This window comes from Leifsonia aquatica H1aii, assembly GCF_000633535.1.
Taxonomy (GTDB): domain Bacteria; phylum Actinomycetota; class Actinomycetes; order Actinomycetales; family Microbacteriaceae; genus Leifsonia; species Leifsonia aquatica_A.
Map to the genome: position 1 here is coordinate 1 of NZ_AYMR01000022.1, position 19496 is coordinate 19496.

Sequence of the window (19496 nt, forward strand, 5' to 3'; positions counted from 1 at the left end):
AGGAGGCACGGTCGTGACAGAAGGCACGGTCGCCACAGGAGACACGCTCGTGACAGGAGGCACGGCTTCCGCCGGCGCGTCGCGCACGTCGAGCTGCTCGGCGCGACCCAGCGGTGGAGCATCGGCGGGTCGCGGCTCCCTGGTCGACGCCAGCACCGTCGCCCACACCGGAGGGAGGAGCACGGCCAGCACGGTCGCGCCGCCTCCGCGACCGAACGTCGCGCCGATCCGGTACGCCGCCATCCCACGCAGCACGACGGCGTAGAGGCAGACGATCGGGATGAAGAAGAACACGACCGCCCAGGCCGGGCGGCCGCCGAGGCGCAGGATCTCCGCCTCGTTGAGCACGGGCACCCAGGCGCGCCAGGGTTCGACCCCGCGACGCGCGAAGACGCGCGACAGCGCCGCCGCGTACCAGAGGAAGACGGCGAGTCCGACGATCAGCGCGATCGATGTGATGACGGTGGTGAGGACGAGGAGGGTCGCGGTCGTGTCGGTCATGCGCCCGCCTTCCGGGATCGGGGCGCTGACAACGAACGCCAGGAGGGCACCGACCACGGCCGGCCGAGCGCACGCACGAAGGACGCCGGAGTGAGCGCGGCGAGCAGCGAACGGACGGGCCCGTGCACGCTCCGCAGGCGTGCGCGCTCGGCATCGACCAGGTCCCACGCACGGTCGGCCGCGTCCCGGGTGGGCGGGTGCTCGGCGAAGACGGCGATGTCGACGAGGGCCGCCAGGTCGATCGCCGCGGCCGACCCCGACGCCGCCGCGATGTCGCGACGGGTTCCCGCGAGAGCAGGCTCTCCGATGTCCGTCCGGACGTCCATCAGGTCCGCCCACGCGCCGACCACGGCGACCTCCGGCACGGGGGCGCGACGTCGACGCCGACGACGCGCCCGCTTGGCGACGAGGACGACGAGGAATGGCAGCGTCACAAACACCAGCGTGGCGAGGACGAGCCCCACGATCGCGAGCACGCGCAGCAGGACCGCGACCCATTCGGGCTGCTCGGCCACCACCGCGCGGGTCGCATCGCGGTCGTCGTGCTGCGCCGCGGGAGGGAGCACGGTCCCGACCTGCGGTTGCTCGGGGACGGTGGGGTTCTTCGGCAATTGGTGGTCGACGGCGATCAGGGTCGGCGCCTGGGTGAACTGCGGCTCGACGTCGACCGTCGTCCATCGGTCCGCCCCGGGGGCGCGGACTTCGATCCACGCTGCGAGGTTCGCACCCGTGCATTCGCGTGAGCACGCCGGAATCCCGCCGGTCTCGCCGGCTCCCATCCGCACACCGACGACGACGCGGGACTCGTACCCGACGGCGCGCGCGAGCAGGGCGCCTGCGGCGGCGAACTGCTCGTCGTCGCCGACCCCCGCGACGAGCAGGTCGGCGCTGGAGGCGCTCCCGACCCGGTTCTGCTGCTCGAGGAGCTGGCTGAACAGCTCCTCGACGCGCGCGGTCGAGTGTCCGGCGAAGCTCGACTCGAACGGGTAGGCGGACTGGCTGCGCAGGGCGGAGATCCACGCGGACGCCTGGTCGTCCTCGGCGAGCGAATGGCTGAGGTAGCCGCGATCGCGCAACCGCTTCACCAGCTCCTCGAACCCGGCAACGGTGCGCGGCTGCTGCTGGGCCTTCACCCAGGCGGCGAGCTGGGGATGCTGCGTGAGGTCGAGCAGGCTGCTGCTGCCGGGGTCGGCGAGCGCGACCTCCGGCGTCCCGGTCCCCTGGACCTCATAGCTGTCGCCGGCCTTCACCCCGCGCACTCCATCGGCCTCGGCGGCGACGTCGATGCCGGCACCGGTCTGCTTGTCGAGATAGAAGGCGTCGGCCAGTGCGGCCGCGCGCGATCCGGAGAAGGACGGCGCCGTGCGGGCGTCCGACGGCATCGGCAGCCAGATGCCCGAATAGCCGTCGCCGATGGTGACCGTGAGCGGACGGGCGGAGGCCGCGGGCGAGCCGCCCGGGAGGCGGGAGAAGCGAGCGTCGGCGGAGACGAGGAAGTGCTCGCCGTCCCAGTCGTCGAGCGTCGCCATCCGCAGCCGGTCGATGTTCGTGTCGGCCCCCGAGACCGTGAACAGGACGCGGTCGTAGGCGTCCTTCTCGAACGAGGCGCGATAGCGCCCCAGGGGCGTCGTCTGCTGCTGCACGACGAGGAGCGGCTCGGTGGAGGTGCGCAGCGTCTCCCGCGCGCTCACGCCCGCCAGGGCGGGGCCGGCGGTGAAGCCCGCCACGAGGGCCACCACGATCAGCGCGGCCCCCAGCAGGCGCCGACGGACGGCCACGGCGGTCGAGGCCGACCCCTGCCGCACGACGCCGACGGTGCCCCGGGCGGCGGCGAGCGCGGCACGACGACGCAGGCGGGACCGCAGCGTGAGCCAGAGGAGCGAGGCCGCCACGAGGAGCAGCCCGAGCAGCACTTCCCGAGGAGCGTCGATCCGGACGCCCGCGATCAGCAGCGGCGCCCCGGGGTCGGTCGCACCGAAGGCGATCCCGAAGACCCCCATCGCGAGCACGACCGGGACGGCGACGGCGGCACGGCGACCGGGCGACAGCGCCAGTGCCGCCGCGAGCGCCGTTCCGATCAGGAACAGGGCGTAGACCGGCACGAGGACGGCCTGGTACGAACCGACCGGCAGGTCGAGTGTGAGCAGCTGCTTCCAGCCCAGGACGATGCCGGTGATCCCGTCCAGCAGTCCCCGCAGCACCCCGATCGGCGACGCGAGGGCGGAGGGGACGGCGAGCGGGACGACGCCGAGGAGGTAGAACGCCGCCACCACGAGCAGATGCAGCCAGAGCGGCCACCGTCGCATCCGGGCGACGATCGCCGTGCCGACGCCGACGATGCCGGCGTAGGCGGCGACCCCGATCAGCGACGGCGTCCGGTAGATCGGCCAGGCGAGCGCGCAGGCGAGCGCGAGCCCGACGAGCACGAAGGCGCACGCGAGGACCGTCTGCGGCAGATCGGGCCGCACGGAGGTCGTCCGCCGCGCCCGTGCCCGGCGAGCGGCCGCCCGCGTGTCGTCGGGTCCCGAGGGCGCGCTCACTGGAGTGCTCCGCGGGCGATGAGCTTTCCGAGGTCGTCGAGGGCGCCGACGGTGAGGATGCTGAGTGGCCCCAGCCGCCGGACGGCCGGGTCGGCGCCGAGGTCGCAGCGGACGCCGACGCACCGGGTGTCCGGGCCGAACGAGACAGAGGCGGCGCGCAGCCGGCCGAGCGGGGTGTGCGCGCCCGTCACGAGGACGACGACGGAGAGGTCGGGATGGGACTGCGCCGTGAGCTTGGCGACGTCTTCCAGGCGGCTCGCACGCTCCGCCAGCTCGATCTCCGAGAAGCCGTCGAGCATCGTCGCCGCGTTCCGCGTCGGGAGGGTGCGGATGGTGACGACCTCGCCGCGGACGAGCTCGGGGCGTTCCGCACTCGTCGTCACGACCAGCTCGCGGCCGTCGCGCACCGCCTGCAGGCTCAGCGAGGCGGCGACGCTGACGGCGAGCTCGAACTCGTCGTCGGACTCGTACTCCTCGTCCGCGGTGATGCCGATCGTGACCGCGATGCGCGAGTGCCGGGCCTCCTCGTACTGGCGGACCATGAGGCGGCCGGTCTTGGCGGTCGACTTCCAGTGCACGTGCCGGCGGGAGTCGCCGGGGACGTAGTCGCGGATGGCGTGGAAGGCCAGGTCGGCGTCGACGATGGTGCTGGTCGGCAGACCCTCGAGATCGCGGATGAGCCCCGCGCTGGCGCCCGGGATCCGGGCGGTGACGGGATGCACGTGGAGGGTGTGGACCTCCGGCCAGAGCGCCTCGCGCCGCAGCAGCCCGACCGGGTCGCCTCGCGACACCGACACGGGGCCGACGTCGATGACCCCGCGTCGCGCAGCGGCGATCGACAGGCGCTCGGTGTGCTCCGCCCCCGCCGCGAGCAGCGGGACGTACGCCTCGGCCAGACCGGTTCCGATCGGGACGTCCACCCGGCCCGGGAGGGACGTACGGGTGCCCGCGTTGCGGACGACGAGGGAACCGGTCACGTCGTCGCCCGCCACGACACGCTCCCGGTCCAGCGCGAGCTGCACGCGGTAGTCGTGGGACCCCAGCAGGAACGGCACGCAGACGACGAGGAGTGCGGCGGAGGCCGCAGCGACGATCCAGCCGATGCTCCAGCCCGCGAGCCAACCCGCGAGCGCACCCGCCACGAGCACGCAGACCACCAGCCAGCCGGGCGCGGTGACGGTCTCCGCCAGCCAGCGCACGGCCCCGCGCAGCGCCGAGCCGACGGCCGCTGCGGCCGAGCGGCCCCAGAAGACGCCGTCCTCGACGAGGCCGGTGCTGCTCCTCGTGACGCTGGTCACCGTCGAGGCGCGCGTGCGCGTCCCGGTGACGGTGCGCGTCAGCCGCGAGGAGGTGTCGTCGTACTCGGTCATCCGGCTCAGGCCGCCCCGTTCTCCACGGGGGCCTCGACGTCGAGCAGGATCTGCCCGACCACGGCGTCGGCGGTGACGCCGTCGAACTCCGCGTCCGGGTTGAGCACCAGGCGGTGGGCGAGCACCGGGAGCGCGAGGTCGCGCACGTCGTCGGGGGTGACGAAGCTGCGCCCGTGGGCGACGGCCCAGGTCGAGGCGAGTCGGGCGAGGGCGAGGGCCCCGCGCACGCTCGCTCCCAGCCTGACCTCGCTCGCCCGGCGGGTCGCCGCGATGAGCCGCATGATGTAGTCGAGCACGAGCGGGCTGCTGTAGACGCCCCCGACGAGGTCGGCCATCGTGACGATCATCTGCGCGTCGACGATCTCCGGAACCTCGCGGCGGGGGTGCATGGCCCCCTGCAGGATGCGGAGCGTCGAGGCGTCGTCCGGGTAGCCGATCGAGGCGCGGATCATGAAGCGGTCCAGCTGCGCCTCCGGGAGGCGGTAGGTGCCTGCCTGCTCCACCGGGTTCTGGGTGGCGATCACCACGAACGGGACGCCGACCGGGCGGGTGACGCCGTCGACGGTGACCCGCCCCTCCTCCATCACCTCGAGCAGCGCGGACTGGGTCTTCGGGCTGGCGCGGTTGATCTCGTCGGCGAGCACCACGTTCGCGAAGATCGGTCCGGTGTGGAATTCGAACTCGCCGCGTTTCTGGTCGTAGACCGTGATGCCCGTCACGTCTCCGGGGAGCAGGTCCGGGGTGAACTGGATGCGGGTCGAGGTGCCGCGGATCGTCTGCCCGAGTGCCCGGGCGAGTGCCGTCTTACCGGTGCCGGGGACGTCTTCGAGCAGCACGTGGCCCTCGCTCAGCAGGGTCGCGAAGACGAGCTCGACGATGTGCCGCTTGCCGAGGATGGCCTGCTCGACGTTGTCGACGAGCTGGGCGAACGTCGACTGGAACCAGGCGGTCTGTTCGGGGGTGATGGTCATGCGTCTTCCTCGGTCGTCGGTCGCGGGGATGGGCGGGTGCTGCGGTTCGTCATGGCGTGCCGCCGCCGCCCGGGTCGGGGTTCGTCGGCGCTGCGACCCCGCAGCGGGTCAGCGTGCGCTCGCCGAGCGCCGCGTACGCGCCGGTGAAGGTCACCGTGTAGGTCACGGTCAGCGTCGTCGCGTCGGTGGCGACGGCGACCGTGTACGCGTTCGCCGACCTGACGGCGGTCGAGAACGTGACGTCGTCCGGCGACGGGGTCGCCGTGCAATCGGTGGGGACGTTCACCGTCACCGTCGTCGGCACCGTCGACGTCGTGACCGGCGACCCCGCACCGCAGGCGCCGGCCGAGCCGAGGAAGCAGTAGCTGTAGGTGATGCTGCCCGGATCGCTGTCCTTCGACAGGGCGAAGTTCGGCGTCAGCGAGCCGTTGATCCGGTACAGGACGGTGAACGCTGCCCGCTGCGGCACGTCCGGCGCGTTGACGGTCAGGAACTCGTATCCCGACGTGTGGGTCCCGGACGGGCCCGTCGACGTGATGGTCCGCGACGGGTCGGTGCCCACCGAGTAGGTGGTCGCCGATCCGCCCGGCGCGGTCTGGAAGGTCCACGCCGACTGGACACCCGAGGCAACCGCTCCGAAGCCGTTGGCGGCGCACGCCTGCCCGTCGTACTGGGTGTACTGGTCCAGGCCGCTGAAGTCCGTCGAGCTCTGCCCGCCTGCCATCACCGGATTGCCGGTGCGGTCCATCGAGCAGTTCGGCTGGGGCGCCCCCTTCTTCCACACGGCGTAGAGCACGGAGACTCCCGTGGAGCTGTGGTTGGCGTCCACCCCCACGTCGCGCAACTGCAGCGAGGTGTTCGACGACGCGACGAGGGCGCCGTTGGAGGTGACGATCGGCGAGCCGGCGACCTGCGCGGTCTGCGTCCACGTCGATCCGGTGTTGCCCGAGCCGAGCGGAGGCTGGAACTGACTGACCGGAACCACCGAGACGGTGCGCGAGCCCGGCGCCGCCAGGCCCGTCCAGGTGGTGGTCGCGCCGGAGCGTGCGACCTGCGCGACGGCGTTCCCGTCCACACTGATCTGGAACGCGCTGGTGTCGTCGCTGGACTGGATGGCGAGGTTCAGCACGCCCTGGGTCGCCGTCGTGCGTGCCGGGTCGTAGGAAGTGGTGGCGCTCCCCCCGCTGATCACCGGGGGTTGGTAGGCCCAGGTGACCACCGGCGTCGTGTCGAGCGACTCGCCGACCGCGTTGACGGCGCGCGCGGTGAACGTGTGGCGCTGCCCGTTGACGAGGCCGCCGACCGTGCAGGTGTATGTGCCTGCCGCCCCCGGGGAGCAGCTGGAGGAGACCGATTGACCGTTCTCGACGATCGAGACCCCGCGCAGACCCGGGTGCGCGAGCGCCGCCTCCCCCAGGGTCACGAGCATCGTCACGCTCGACCCGGTGTAGCCGGTGGTCGTGATCGAGCTGGGCGGAGCCGGGTAGCCCTGCACGTCCAGCGTCAGGGTGCCGCCGCCGGTGCGTCCCTGGGCGTCCGCGACGATGTACGGCACGAGGCAGCTTCCTCCCGCCGGCTTCGCACCGCCCGGCCAGGTGGCGGTGACGGCGGTGGTGCCGGAGGCGGAGATCGCGGCGACGGCGCAGGTCGTCTGGCCGAGCCCGACCAGCTTGAGCCCCGATCCCTGCTTGCCCTGGAACGGGTCGTACTCCCCCGGAACGCCGATGACGGTGACCGAGCACGAGGGGCCGCTGCTCACCGCGCAGGTCTGCGTGAAGGTCGCGGCGCGGGGCGCGTCCGGCGGCGCGGCGCCGACGACCAGCGTCACGTTCGCGACGAGCCCGCCGAACGCGGTCACGGTCACGCCGACCGTCTCGCGGGCTCCGGGGTGCGCGTCTGCGCGTGCCGTCGCGGTCAGAGTGCGACCGCTCTGGGTGACCGCGAAGTTCGTCCCGGAGTAGGCGATCGCGTAGTCGAGCGCGTTCTGGTCGCCGACGCGGCCGCCCTCCCAGCTGGTGAGGTCCTTGTAGAGGTCGATGGTCTGCGAGGCCCCGGGGGCCACGGTCCGGCTGACCGAGTTGAGCTGCGCCTGCGGGCTCTTCGGCTGGATGGCGACCGGGATCGGCAGCGCCGTCCACGTCGACTGCCCGGCCAGCCGCACCTGCACGGTGCAGGTGTCGGTCCACGGCGCCTCGCGCCCCGCCGCGTACGAGGCGGCGGCACTGCTCGACGGGGTGCAGCGGGCGTTGGCGCGCTGCACGGCGAACGATCCGTCGTCGCGCATCTGGAGCGTGTCGCCCGAGGCCAGGTCGACGGCCTCCTTCAGAGGGAGCGAGACGGTCTGCTCCTCCCCGACGCGATAGGCCTGCAGCCCTCCGGCGAGCTGGAGGCGCATGTCGTCGAAGGCGGGGATGCGCAGGAAGCCGTAGCCGACCGACTTCCGTCCGGTCTGGTCCGTGCCGGTGAGGGAGAACGGCACGAGCGCACCGCGCTCGGGCGCCGGCCCGCTGATCCGGTGCCCCTTCACCGTGTAGCCGGACGCCGACGGCCCCCAGATCGACAGCGTGAGGTCGGAGATGCTGCCCGAACTCCACACGGTCTTGCCCGCCACGACGTCGATGCCGCTCCCCAGCTCGCTGCGGTCGCGGGTTCCGATGACGGTGTCCGTGACGACGGGGATGTCAGTCGCCGCCTCGGCGGTCACCGTCACCACGATCAGGCCCTGGGCGGTGCTGGAGGTCGCCGAGGACCGCACGGTGTAGAGGTACGACTGCACGCCCTCCACATCGCCCGGGAGCAGACGCACGGTGCCCGCCTTCAGGTCGGTGCCCGAGGCGATCAGCCCCTTCAGGCGGTTGTACTCGCTCGCCCCCGGCAGCTCGGGAGCGTTCGGCACCACCGACACGAGGCTCAGCGTGCCTCCGGCCGGGTCGCGGTCGTTGAGCAGGGGCTGCACGGTCAGCGGCGTCGTCGAGCCGCGCACCGTCCGCACCGCGTCGCTGTAGGTGATCGGCGCCACGTCGGCATCCGCGGAGGCGAGGACCGCGACGCGGATGACGCCGTCCCCGGTCGCCCCGGCGGGATCACGCAGGGTGTATCCGAAGGAGACCTGGCCTCCGCTCACGCCGCCGGCGGGTGCGGCGTAGACCACCGAGCGGCCGTCCGGGCCGATCGTGGCCGTTCCGGCCCCCGCCTTCGGCTGGGCCAGCGCCGAGAGCACGGTCGCGTCGCCGTCGGGGTCCTGACCCGCCGACGGGATGCCGAGCGTCACGGTGCCACCCGCGCGCACACGGCCGGTGAGCGCCGTCGGCTCGGGCGCATGGTTCGCGCCATCGGCCACGACGGTCACCGTGATCTCCGTCGAGTCGAGCCGGCTTGGATCGGACTCCACATAGTCGGAGTAGTGCAGCGTGTAGGTCCCGGGCTTCGCCGGGGCCAGGTAGCGCACGGTGTCGCCCGCGGCGAAGACGAGCTCGCCCGGCGCACCGGAGCCCTCAATCTGCGGCGACAGCACCAGGCGCTCCCCGCGCGGTGCGATGTCGTTCGCCGTGACGGGGATGTCCACCTGGGTCCCGGCGCGCACCGTGACGGCGTCGGGTCGTGCGATCGGCCCGATACCCGTGGCCGGGTCGACGAGGAAGACCGTGATCTCGCCCACGACGGACTGACCGGCGCCGTCTCCGATGGTGACCGTCGCCGTGCCGATGCGACCCGGTCGGCCGTCCTCGGTGGTGCCGCTGACCCGCACCTGGGCGTTGTCGACCACGCTCGCGGAGAGCCGCTCCTGGCTCGACGACACGGACTGGACGGCGAGGACCCGGCCGGACGTGTTCTGGACGGCCTGTAGCACGTCCAGGGTGGTGTCCTCCTGGGTGCGCGCGAACGCGACGAGCGGAGGGATGGTCAACGGCCTGCCGCCCGGGACCACGCTGAAGCGGAGCACACCGGTCTGCTCCGCCGTGGTCTGGGCGTCCTGCACCGTGTAGCCGATCAGGTACTCCCCCGCCGCCTTCGCGGTCAGCTGGATGGTTCCCGCGGCCGCGTTCGGCGTCACGGTGGCATTGTCCTTGTCGCCCGTGGTGATGACCGCGTCGGTGAGCCGGTACGACCCCGACCCCCCTTCCACGTGATCGGCGATCGCCTCGGTGCGCGGTTCGCCCACGCCGGTGACGACGGCCGCGGGCACCGTCGTCAGCACGGGATCCGCCGCCACCGAGACGATGAGCTCCTTGGTGGTCTCCGCCCCGTTCGCGTCGACCACCGTCACCGTGACCGCATAGGTCCCCGCCCCCGCGTTGGGATCGGTGTGCCGCACGGCGACGCGGCCGTCCGCCGTCGCGACCACGCGGATCGGCGCGGAGGCGTCGGACTTGCGGGCGTCCGCGAGTGCGAGCGGGTCGCCGTCCGGGTCCACCCAGGCCGTCAGCACAGGGACGGTGACGGTACCACCCGGAGCGAGCGAGACGGTCGGCCAGGTCTGCATGCAGTTCTCGATGCCGCACCACACCGGCGCGCTGTTCTCCGCCTCCGGGACGACGTGCAGGGTCACCGTGGCGGGCTCCGACTGCATGATCCCGTCCGTGACGACGTAGCTGAACGTCGCCGTGCCGCTCTGGGCGCGCACCTGGATCGCCAGCTGCTGGTCGTCCGCCGTGAGCGAGAGGTCGCCGAATCCGGGATCGCTCAGGCCGCTCAGCGAGCCGGGAACGATCGTCAGCACCGCCCGTTTCATCGGCGAGTGGGCGTTGAGCAGCACAGGCAGGATGGCGCTGGCGCCGGCACGCACGCCGAAGCTCGACGGCTGCGCCACCGGGGGCGTCTCCTCGGTGACCTCCTCGACCTGGGTCGTCGTCTCGGTCTGCTGCGTCTTCTTCTCGTCGTCCGCGTTCCACTGGGAGGGCGGGATGAGCGCGCCGTCCGGGAGGGTCCACAGCGTCCCGGAGTCCGTCTCGTCGAGTACGGCCCGCTCGCCGTTGCTCAGGATCTGCGGTGCGATCGATCGGGCGTCCTCGAGTCCGCCGTCCGGCAGGGCGAGCGTCTTCGCGCCACCGGCGGACGACCACAGCCGCCCGGTCGTCGTGGAGACCCATGCAGCGTAGACCGTCCCCGCCACCTCTGTCGGCGCGGCGGGCGTGCCGGACGCCTCGACGGTTCGCCCAGACTGGCCGCTGCGCACCTGCACCGAGACCAGTCCCGAACCGTCGGCGAAGTACGCCGTCCCGTCGCCGGAGGTGGATCCGGCGACCGCATCGCCGCCGAGACGGACGTCCACGGGCGCGCCCGTGCCCGCGATCCAGGCCTTGCTCTGCGCGGGAGCGGCGAGCACCCAGGCGGTCCCGGCGAGGGCGAGCGCGACCTTCGCAGAGGCGGGCGGGGGCGACGCGAGTTTCGCAGCCCCACCCGTCCACGAGCCCTGGGCCGCGTCGTAGACGCGCACCGCGCGCTCCTTCGCGGAGTACACGGCCACGGTTCCGTCGGCGCCGACCGTCGCCGCCGTGGCGATGTAGCCCTGCGCGCCGGAGCCCGCGTCCGGGCCGGCGGTCGCCCGTTCCTGCTGCGTCGGGTCGATCTGCACCGGCTTGGCCGCCGACCCCTTCGCCGAGAGCTGCTGGAGGTAGATCGTGCCCGTGTCCGTGAGATAGAGCGCCCAGTCGCCGGCCGACTGGACCTGGCGCGTCCCGCTCGGCGTGGAAGCGCCGGTGGCGGCGCCGGCCGACGACGACGCCCCGGACGCGGAGCCGCTCGTCGGGCCGGCGGAGGCGCTGGAGGATCCCTCCACCAGCGCCGTGGGATCGGCCGGATCGACCGCCCACGCCTGGCGGTAGCCCTGCGTGAACACGATCGAGTCGGAGCCGTGCTGCACGACGCCGCTCGGATCCTCCGCGTCCCTGACCGTGCTGAGCTGGCCGAGATCGGTGTCCACGCGCGCGTACTTCCCCGACGACTTGGTCACCCAGACCGAGCTCTCGACCGCGTCGGACTTCTGCGTGTCATAGCCCTGCGCGACCACCGCGCCCGTCACGACCAGGGCGAGGGCGGCCACGACGGCCGCCGCCGAGGCGGCACGGCCGAAGCGGCGACGCGGTGCCTGCTGCCTCACAGCACTCCGCCCACGATCAGCGCGGCACCGATGCCGACCACCGCGACCACGGCGACTCCGGCGCCGATCAGCGCGGGCACGAGGGGGTTGCCCGCCCACCGGCGTTCGCGGACCACGAGGCCGTCGCGGTCGCGCTTCGCCTCGGCGGCCGCGGCCGCCTGCTTCGCCTCGCGCTGCGCGCGGCGCGAATCGGGGTTGACGGTGGAGACGACGGGACCGCGGCGACCGCTGTCGGCGAGGTCGATGAGTCCGGCCGCGCGCGCCCACTCCGGCGAGGCGACCTCGATCGCCGTCGGCGGGATGCCGAGCTCGTACTGCACCCAGCGCAGCTCCTCGGCGAAGGCCTGGGCGGAGGAGAACCGGCGCGACGGATCCTTGGACAGGCCGGTTCGGAGGGCCTCCTCCAGTCGCGTCGGGACGTCGTCGCGGCCGGTGGGTGTGTACACCGCCTTGAGGATGCGCCCGGTCATCAGATCGCGGGTGTTCGCCTGCCGGCGGTCCGACTCGAACGGGCTGCGGCCGGTCAGCAGCGTGTACACGGTCGCCGCGAGGCTCCAGACCTCACTGGCGACGGTGCCGTTGGTGGTCTCCTGGAGCACCTCGGGCGCCGACCACGGCACCGACATCGCCACGTCGCCGTCTTCGTCGCCCGCGGCCGCGATGCCGAAGTCCGCGAGCACGGACGATCCGAGCGCGGTGATCAGGATGTTGGACGGCTTGATGTCGCGGTGCAGCAGCCCCGCGCGGTGCACGGTCTCGACGGCACCGGCGATGCGCACCCCCGTCTCGAGCACCGTCGTGAGGGCCAGACTGTCGCGTCGCAGCCGAGCGCTCATCGTGTCGGGGCAGTACTCCATGACGAAGAACGGCCGGCCGTCGGAGGAGATGCTCGCGAGGTGCACCGTCACGATCGCCGGGTGGGCGCTCAGCCGGGCGAGGATGTCCGCCTCGGCATTGAACGCGCGGAGCGTCTCGTCGTTGACCGCCTCCGCCGCGAGCACCTTCACGGCGACCACGCGACGCGGGAGATCCTGCTCGTACAGGAAGACGTCGGCGAAGCCGCCGGACCCGAGGGGCCGGATCACGGCGTAGCCGGGAAGCACCGGAGGCGATGCGATGGCCCGCCTGGTCATGCCTTCGCCTCCCGCTCCGCACGACCGCGCATGATGACCCTCTCCCCCGACGAACCGGTCCGTGCGGCCCCGGTCTGGTCACAGGGTCGTCGGAGCGCCGGCGTCGGGATCAGCCTAATCGAATCCACTCGTCGCCTCAGCGCCCCGTTCGGGTCGCAGGAAGGGCCAGCTGCGCCGAGAACAGTCCGCGCTCGCGGCTCACCACCTGCGCACGCCCCGCAACCGACGGGATGGGCTTGACCCGGTCGATCAGCGCCCCCTCCTCCGGGTTGCCGCCCAGCAGGATGCCGGTCACCCCGAGATCGGTGAAGCCCTGGATGATCGGGTCGTACGCCTGGCGGCTCGCGCCTCCGGTGCGGCGCGTGATGACGACGTGGAGGCCGACGTCCGCTGCCTGGGCGAGAAGCGGCCGCAAAGCCGCGACCGGGTTGCCCTGGCTGGTCGCGACCAGATCGTAGTCGTCGACGATCACGAAGCCCTCCGCGCCCTTCCACCACGAGCGGTCACGCAGCTGCTCCGTCGTCACGTCCTGGCCGGGCAGGCGACCCGAGAAGAACTGCGCGAGCTCGGACATCCCCGCCATGGCCTGGTCGTGGGAGGTCAGGTACGCCCCGAGATAGTCGCTCGGGATCTCCCCGAGCAGCGCCCTCCGGTAGTCGATCGCGAAGATCTTGGCCTGCTCCGGGGTGTAGAGCCGCCCGATCTCCTGGACGATGCCGCGCAGGAAGGACGACTTGCCCATCCCCGAATCACCGTAGAGGTACACGTGCGACTCGGCGGCCAGGTCGATGCCGAACGGCGCCAGCTGGGCCTCGTCCACGCCGAGCAGCAGGCGACGGTCGCCGGCCGGAGCCTGCGAACGCACCTCGTCGAGCGAGATGTCCTCGGGGAGCAGACGCAGCTTCGGGCCGACGGGGCCGCGCCAGGCGCGGGAGACGGCGTCGACCAGCCCATCGACACCGTCGACGAGGCGCGTGGCATCCCCGGAGCCGTCGATGCGCGGCAGAGCGCCGAGCATGTGCAGCTTGCTCGGCGCGAGACCGCGGCCGGGGGCGTCGGCGGGCACGTTCGCGGCGGCCTTGCGGTCGATCTCCGAGTCGCTCGCGTCGCCCTGGCGCAGCTCGATGCGGGTCTGCAGGAGGTCCTTCATGCTGGAGCGGATCTCCAGCCAGCGGTTGGTGGTGACCACCAGGTGCACGCCGAAGCTCAGACCACGAGCGGCGATGGCCTGGATGCGCGGCTCGAGCGCGTCGTACTCGGTACGCAGCGTCGACCACCCGTCGACCACGAGGAACACGTCGCCCCAGCCGTCGTCCACGAGTCCGTCGGCCCGGCGCTGCCGGTACGTGTCGATCGAGTCGACGCCGTGCTGGCGGAAGTACAGTTCGCGGGCGTCGAGGACGGACTCGACCTCCGCGACCGTGCGGCGCACGGACTCCTGCTCGGTGCGCGTCGCGACCCCGGCCACGTGCGGCAGACCCTGCATGCCGACGAAGCTGCCGCCCCCGAAGTCGAGCACGTAGAACTGCAGCTCGAGCGGCGTCGCCGTGAGGGCGAGCGAGGCGACGAGGGTGCGCGCCATCGTCGACTTGCCGCTGAGCGGTCCGCCCACGATCGCGACATGGCCGCCGGCGCCGCCGAGCGAGACGACCAGCTGCTCCCGTCGCTGCTCCAGCGGCACGTCGACCACGCCGAGCGGGACGGTGAGCGAGCCGGCCGCGCGCCACGACGGCGACACGAGTCCGAGCGCGGGGTCGACGGCGAGGTCGGGCATGAGGCGGTCGAGCGGCTCCGGGTCGTGCAGCGGGGGCAGCCACACCTGGTGCGCCGCCGGACCGCGGCCGCTCATCCGCTCGACGGCGATCTCGAACGTGCTGCGCTCCTCCGCCGATTCGATGGCCACCGGGGCGGATGGGGCCTCCGGATGCTCAGGGAGGTCGAGCGGCTGCGCGGCGGCCGTGAACAGCGCGACGTCCGCGGCCGTGGCGGTGACCGGGCCGTCGCCGGCCCCCTGGCGACGCCGTGTCTTCGGCGCGCCCGAGACGTAGGCGGCGCGGAACTGCGTCATCGACTCGGTGTCCGCTTTGAGGTAGCCGACGCCCGGCTCCTGCGGCAGGGTGTAGGCATCCGGCACGCCGAGCACGGTGCGCGACTCGGCGGCCGAGAAGGTGCGGAGGCCGATCCGGTACGACAGGTAGGTGTCGAGCCCGCGGAGCTTGCCCTCCTCGAGCCGCTGCGAGGCCAGCAGCAGATGGATCTGCAGCGACCGGCCGACGCGGCCGATGCTCACGAAGCTCTCGACGAACTCCGGCTTGGCGGCGAGCAGCTCCGAGAACTCGTCGGCGACGATCAGCAGCGCCGGGAGCGGCTCGAGATCGGTGCGGCCGTTGCGCCGCGCCTTCTCGTAGTCCGAGACGTTGGCGAAGTTGCCGGCGGCGCGCAGCAGCTCCTGCCGGCGCACCACCTCGCCCTGCAGGGCGTCCTGGAAGCGGTCGACGAGGGCGAGCTCGCTGCCCAGGTTGGTGATGATCGCCGAGACGTGCGGCATCCCCGCCATGCCGGCGAAGGTCGCACCGCCCTTGAAGTCCACGAGTACGAAGTTGAGCTGCTCGGGCGAGTGCGTCAGCGCGAGCGCCAGCACCAGCGTGCGGAGCACCTCGGACTTGCCGGATCCGGTGGCGCCGATGAGCACGCCGTGCGGGCCCATTCCCTGCTGGGCCGCCTCCTTGAGGTCGATCACCAGCGTGCCGCCCTCGGTGTCCTGGCCGATCGGCACACGAAGGCGGTCGCGTTCGAGGCGACCGGACCAGGCCCGGTCGAAGTCGACCTCGCGCACGTCCGGCAGGCCGAGCAGCTCGACGAGCTCACGCTGCGTGCGGGTGGCGCCGCCCTCGACGGCGGCCACGGGACCGGCGTACAGCGGAAGCAGGCGGCGGGCGGTCGCCTCCGCCTCGACGACGGAGACGATGTCCGGAGTGAAGACCCGGGTGTCGGCGCGGAGGTCGATGGCCTCCGCACGATCGGCCGGCGCCGACGGATCGCCCGGGAGCGCGAGACGGAGCACGTCCGCGTCCTCCAGCGCACCCCAGCGGGTGGGGAGCTCGATGACGGTGACCCCGGCGACGCCGTCGCCGCCGAGCAGCGGGTCCCCGGCGGGAACGCGTGCGCCGTCGACCAGGAGGATCACGTGCGGTGCGGTCTTCGCCCCCGGCGAGAACCGCGGGCGCTCGCGCAGGTCGGCCGGGAGCATCCGGGCGAGCTCCTCGATCGAGGACGAGATCGCGCGCGCCGGGCCGAGGCGGTCCTCCACGCGGACGGACTGCACGTGCGGCAGCCACTTCGCCCACTCCCACTGCCCGAGCTGCCCCTCGCCGGCGAGGACGGCGATGCGCACGTCGTCGGGCGACTGCATGGTCGCGATTCCGAGCAGCATGGCGCGAGCGAGCGATCGCACGGCGTTCTCATCGCCGCCGGTGATCTCGACCCGCGCGTAGTCGTCCAGCGGCACGGCGAGCGGCAGGCGCGGCTGCATCTCGTGGGTGAGCATGAAGCGGTGCGCGGCGGAGGCGGCGACCGGGTCGAGCTGGGCGAGCGGAGGGAGCTCCGGCGCTTCGAGCGTGATGCAGAGCGGCTGGTCGGAGACGCCGATGCGCACCTGGAGGAAGTCCTCGTCCGAGGCGATGCGCTCCCAGACCCGCGTCCGGTCCTCGGTGATGTACGGCAGCGCGGACGGGGCGGGGCTCACCCAGTTGCCGTACCGCCGCTGCTGACGCGCTGCGGTGCGCACCGTGTCACGGAGCTCGGCAAGGTACGCCAGGTACTCGCGACGGCTCCCGAGCACCTGCGACGTGCGCTGCGAGCGCTGCCGCCACCCGTTGACCGCGACGAAACCGAGCGACGACAGCAGGAACATCCCGCCGGTGATGAAGCCGGTGGGTCCGGCGTTCGAGATCGTGACCATGACGATGGCGCCGATGCTGCCCAGCATCGGCAGCAGCGAGGTGATGAGGCCGCCGCTCTCGCTCGGGACGAGCTCGGGCGGGGCCTGGACGACGATCTTGCCGCCGGGGACGCGCGGGGGTGCGAGCCGGGGACCAGCGCTCATGACGCACCTCCGAGAAGCCTGCTGATGGTGAAGACACGGTTGCCGAGCTGGACGCGCACGCCGTCCTCGACGAGGGTGCGGACCCCCGCGGCGAGGCGACGCGCGTCGCCGGTCTCGTCGAGCAGCTCGGTGCCGTTGGTCGAGCCGTTGTCGGTGATCCAGGTGCCGGAGAACGAGTGCTCGAGCCGGGCGTGGGTCTTCGAGACCGTGTGCTCGGGATCGCGGACCACGATCAGCCGGTCCCCCGGCTCGCTTCCCGCGGGGGCGCGGCCGAGGCTGACCGCGACCGGGACGGGGAGCTGCTCGCGCTGTCCGGTGTCGAAGATCAGCAGCAGCTCGCCGCCGGTCTCGCCGCCGACCGCTCCCCCGCCGATCTCGACGGGGACCGGACCAGGAGAGCCGGCGACGCCGGTCCCGGTGCCTGTGCCGGTGTCGGAGCCGCGGCCCGTGTCGCTCGCGACACCGCGGACATCGCGGGAGGCGATCACGTGCGGCGGGGTGAGAACGCCGACCGCGGGCGCGGGCGGCACGGATCCGGAGGCCGGACCGCCGGGAGCCAGGGGGCCGGCCGCGGCGGCCGCACTCGGGGCGGCGGGGGCCGCTCCGGGAAGCACGGTCACCTGCTCCGAGAGATCGAACGAGACCCCGCCCGGCAGTGGTGGCGCGATGATCGCGGGTGCGAGTGGGGCGGCCTCCTCCGAGACGGCTCGGCGCGGGACGGCGACGACGACCGTCCCAGCGGCCCGGTCGGCCCACGAGCGGCGGCGCGCGGTGCTGTCCCAGGCGGCCGAGGCCTCCACGATCCAGGCGCCCACCCCGAGCACCAGCGACCCGGCTCCGGTCAGGAACGAACGGACGAACGCGCGACCGAGCCCGGGCGAGAACGGGGCATCATCGCGCGCGACACGCAGCCGCAGCAGCGCGTTCCCGAGCCCGAGACCGGCGCGCGCCTGGAACACCAGAAGGAGGACGACGAGTTCCACGACGGCCACGCCGGTCAGCACGACGGAGCGGGTGAGCAGCGCCACCCCGACGGCCACCGCGGCGACGGCCACGACATCGATCGTCAGCGCCGCGAGACGGGCACCGACCGATGCCGGCGAGCCGGCGAAGGCGTGGCCGAGCGGGGACGCTCCCGGCGCCGCGGCACCGGTACCGGCAGCCGGCGATGCGGCCGTGACGGCTCTGCCGGCGTGCTCGCCGGTCTGCGGCACACCGCACGACGGGCAGCGGGCGGTGCCGTCGGGCAACGGCTGCCCGCAGTTCCAGCACGGGAGAGCGCTCATCACGCCATCACCCCTCTCATCAGGTCGATGACCCCGGCGGCGACCAGCCCGGCGGGGAGCGCGAAGACGACGCAGAGCGCCTCGATCAGATCGCCGAATCGCGACCAGGACAGCGAGGAGGCCCCGCGTCCGACCGCGACGAGCACGGCGGCCGTTGCGATGCCGACGACGAGCAGCGCGCCGGCCGCCACGCTGAGGCCCAGCGAGCCGGAGGCCGACGTCCCGGAGCCCAGGGCGCCGGAAGCCAGGACGGCCGCGATCGCGGCCGACAGCACGACGACGACCGCGGCGGCGCGCGGCACCCAGCGCAGCAGGGAGACGGACGAGCGGCGCGCGCCCAGCACGAGGGCGAGCCCCGCGGTGGCTGCCAGGACGAGCTGACCCCAGTACCGCAGCGGGTCGGCGGCCTGCAGAGGGAGGAGCGCGATCGGTGCGGCGACCGCCGCCGCACCGGCGATCAAGCCGGTCGCCGTGCGCATCCGTGCCGTCGACTGGCCGGCGATGCGCCGTGCCCCGGCGAGGGTGACCGGGCCTCCCGGCTCGGGGACGCGTTCGCGGACGGCCCAGCGGGTCGTCTGGTAGCGCTGGTAGTCGATGAACATCCCGGGCGGCACATCGAGCAGCATCGTCGGCAGTGCCCGCAGGGCCACCGGCGCAGCGCCGAGGGTGATGGCCGCCGCTCCCTGCGCGGGCAGCCCGAGCAGGAGCGCGAGCGCCCAGATCGCGCCGAGGATCAGCAGCACCACGGCCGCAGTACCGGCGGAGTCGCGGACCCCTTCCGTTCCCGCGACGAGCGCGATGACGGCGGAGAGCACCGCGGCCGCGGCGAATCCGGTGAGCACGACGAGCGGGAGGGAATGGACGGCGGGCGGGATGGCCGCCACCCCGGCCGCGAACGCCAGGGCCAGCGGACCGAGGGCGGCAGGGGCCGCCGTCGTCGCGGCCTGCGCCGCGTCTGCCGTCGCGCCGCGCGTCCGGCTCGCCGGTGCGCGAGGGTCGCGCGCGCGCACCGACCAGGTCACTCCGGAGACCGTGGCGCCCACGGCCAGACCGACGGCCATCGCCAGCCGGGCGGCATCCGGGACGGACGCCCCGCCGGTGAGCGCGAGGGCGGTGACGACGACGCCGACACCGCCGAGGATCCACCAGGCGACGGTCTCTGTCGTGGCCGCAGCGCTCGTCTCCGCGCCGCGGCGACGGTCGGCGACGACGCGGTCGTGGAGGTCCACCACGGCGAGCAGGGCACCGTCGTCGAGCCGCCAGGCGGGCTGGTCGATCGCGACTTCGCGCCCCGTGCGTTCGACGAGCACGTGCCGGCCGGGCTCGAGGCGCAGTCCGATGCCGTCGAGCGCCGTCTCGATGGCCGTGCCGGCGGGCACCACGATCTCGTGGACGCGCGGGCCGTCGACGATCGCCAGACGGCGCCGCTCGGTCACGCCCGTCGGCACGGTTCAGTCGAGATCGTGTTCACGCCCATCTTCCTTCGGCAC

9 protein-coding genes are annotated in these 19496 nt (G+C 73.2%); all 9 read right to left on the bottom strand.

All coding sequences use genetic code 11. The annotated features are described in order from the left end of the window. Positions 1–501, bottom strand: a 501-nt coding sequence (locus tag U870_RS0118370; protein WP_025158838.1) for a DUF5684 domain-containing protein, incomplete at its 3' end; no start/stop codon positions are given. Further along, entirely contained in the window at positions 498–3041 is a 2544-nt protein-coding gene (locus U870_RS0118375; RefSeq protein WP_025158839.1) for a transglutaminase domain-containing protein, read from the bottom strand. The genes U870_RS0118375 and U870_RS0118370, both read right to left, overlap by 4 nt. Continuing rightward, the gene (locus tag U870_RS0118380) at positions 3038–4411 is read right to left on the bottom strand and encodes a DUF58 domain-containing protein (protein WP_025158840.1); all 1374 of its coding nucleotides are present in this window, start codon (positions 4409–4411) and stop codon (positions 3038–3040) included. Before U870_RS0118380 ends, U870_RS0118375 begins: the two co-directional genes overlap by 4 nt. 5 nt (positions 4412–4416) lie before the next feature. Beyond that, entirely contained in the window at positions 4417–5382 is a 966-nt protein-coding gene (locus tag U870_RS0118385) for an AAA family ATPase (protein WP_025158841.1), read from the bottom strand. Between the two features lie 49 nt (positions 5383–5431). Then, on the bottom strand, positions 5432–11482 hold the full coding sequence (locus U870_RS0118390) for an Ig-like domain-containing protein (RefSeq protein ID WP_025158842.1): 6051 nt from the start codon (positions 11480–11482) through the stop codon (positions 5432–5434). Next, positions 11479–12615 carry a serine/threonine-protein kinase gene (locus U870_RS0118395; RefSeq protein WP_025158843.1) on the bottom strand — a complete coding sequence of 379 codons (1137 nt, stop codon included), beginning with the start codon at positions 12613–12615 and terminating at the stop codon, positions 11479–11481. The genes U870_RS0118390 and U870_RS0118395 overlap by 4 nt, the downstream gene beginning before the upstream one ends. A gap of 136 nt (positions 12616–12751) precedes the next feature. Continuing rightward, positions 12752–16720, bottom strand: a complete 3969-nt coding sequence (locus U870_RS0118400; protein ID WP_025158844.1) for a type VII secretion protein EccC — start codon at positions 16718–16720, stop codon at positions 12752–12754. Continuing rightward, entirely contained in the window at positions 16717–18006 is a 1290-nt protein-coding gene (locus U870_RS0118405) for an RDD family protein (RefSeq protein WP_025158845.1), read from the bottom strand. The genes U870_RS0118400 and U870_RS0118405 overlap by 4 nt, the downstream gene beginning before the upstream one ends. Beyond that, complete coding sequence (locus U870_RS0118410; RefSeq protein ID WP_162819186.1) at positions 18006–19442, bottom strand: hypothetical protein; 1437 nt, start codon at positions 19440–19442, stop codon at positions 18006–18008. Before U870_RS0118410 ends, U870_RS0118405 begins: the two co-directional genes overlap by 1 nt. Between the last annotated feature and the right edge of the window lie 54 nt (positions 19443–19496).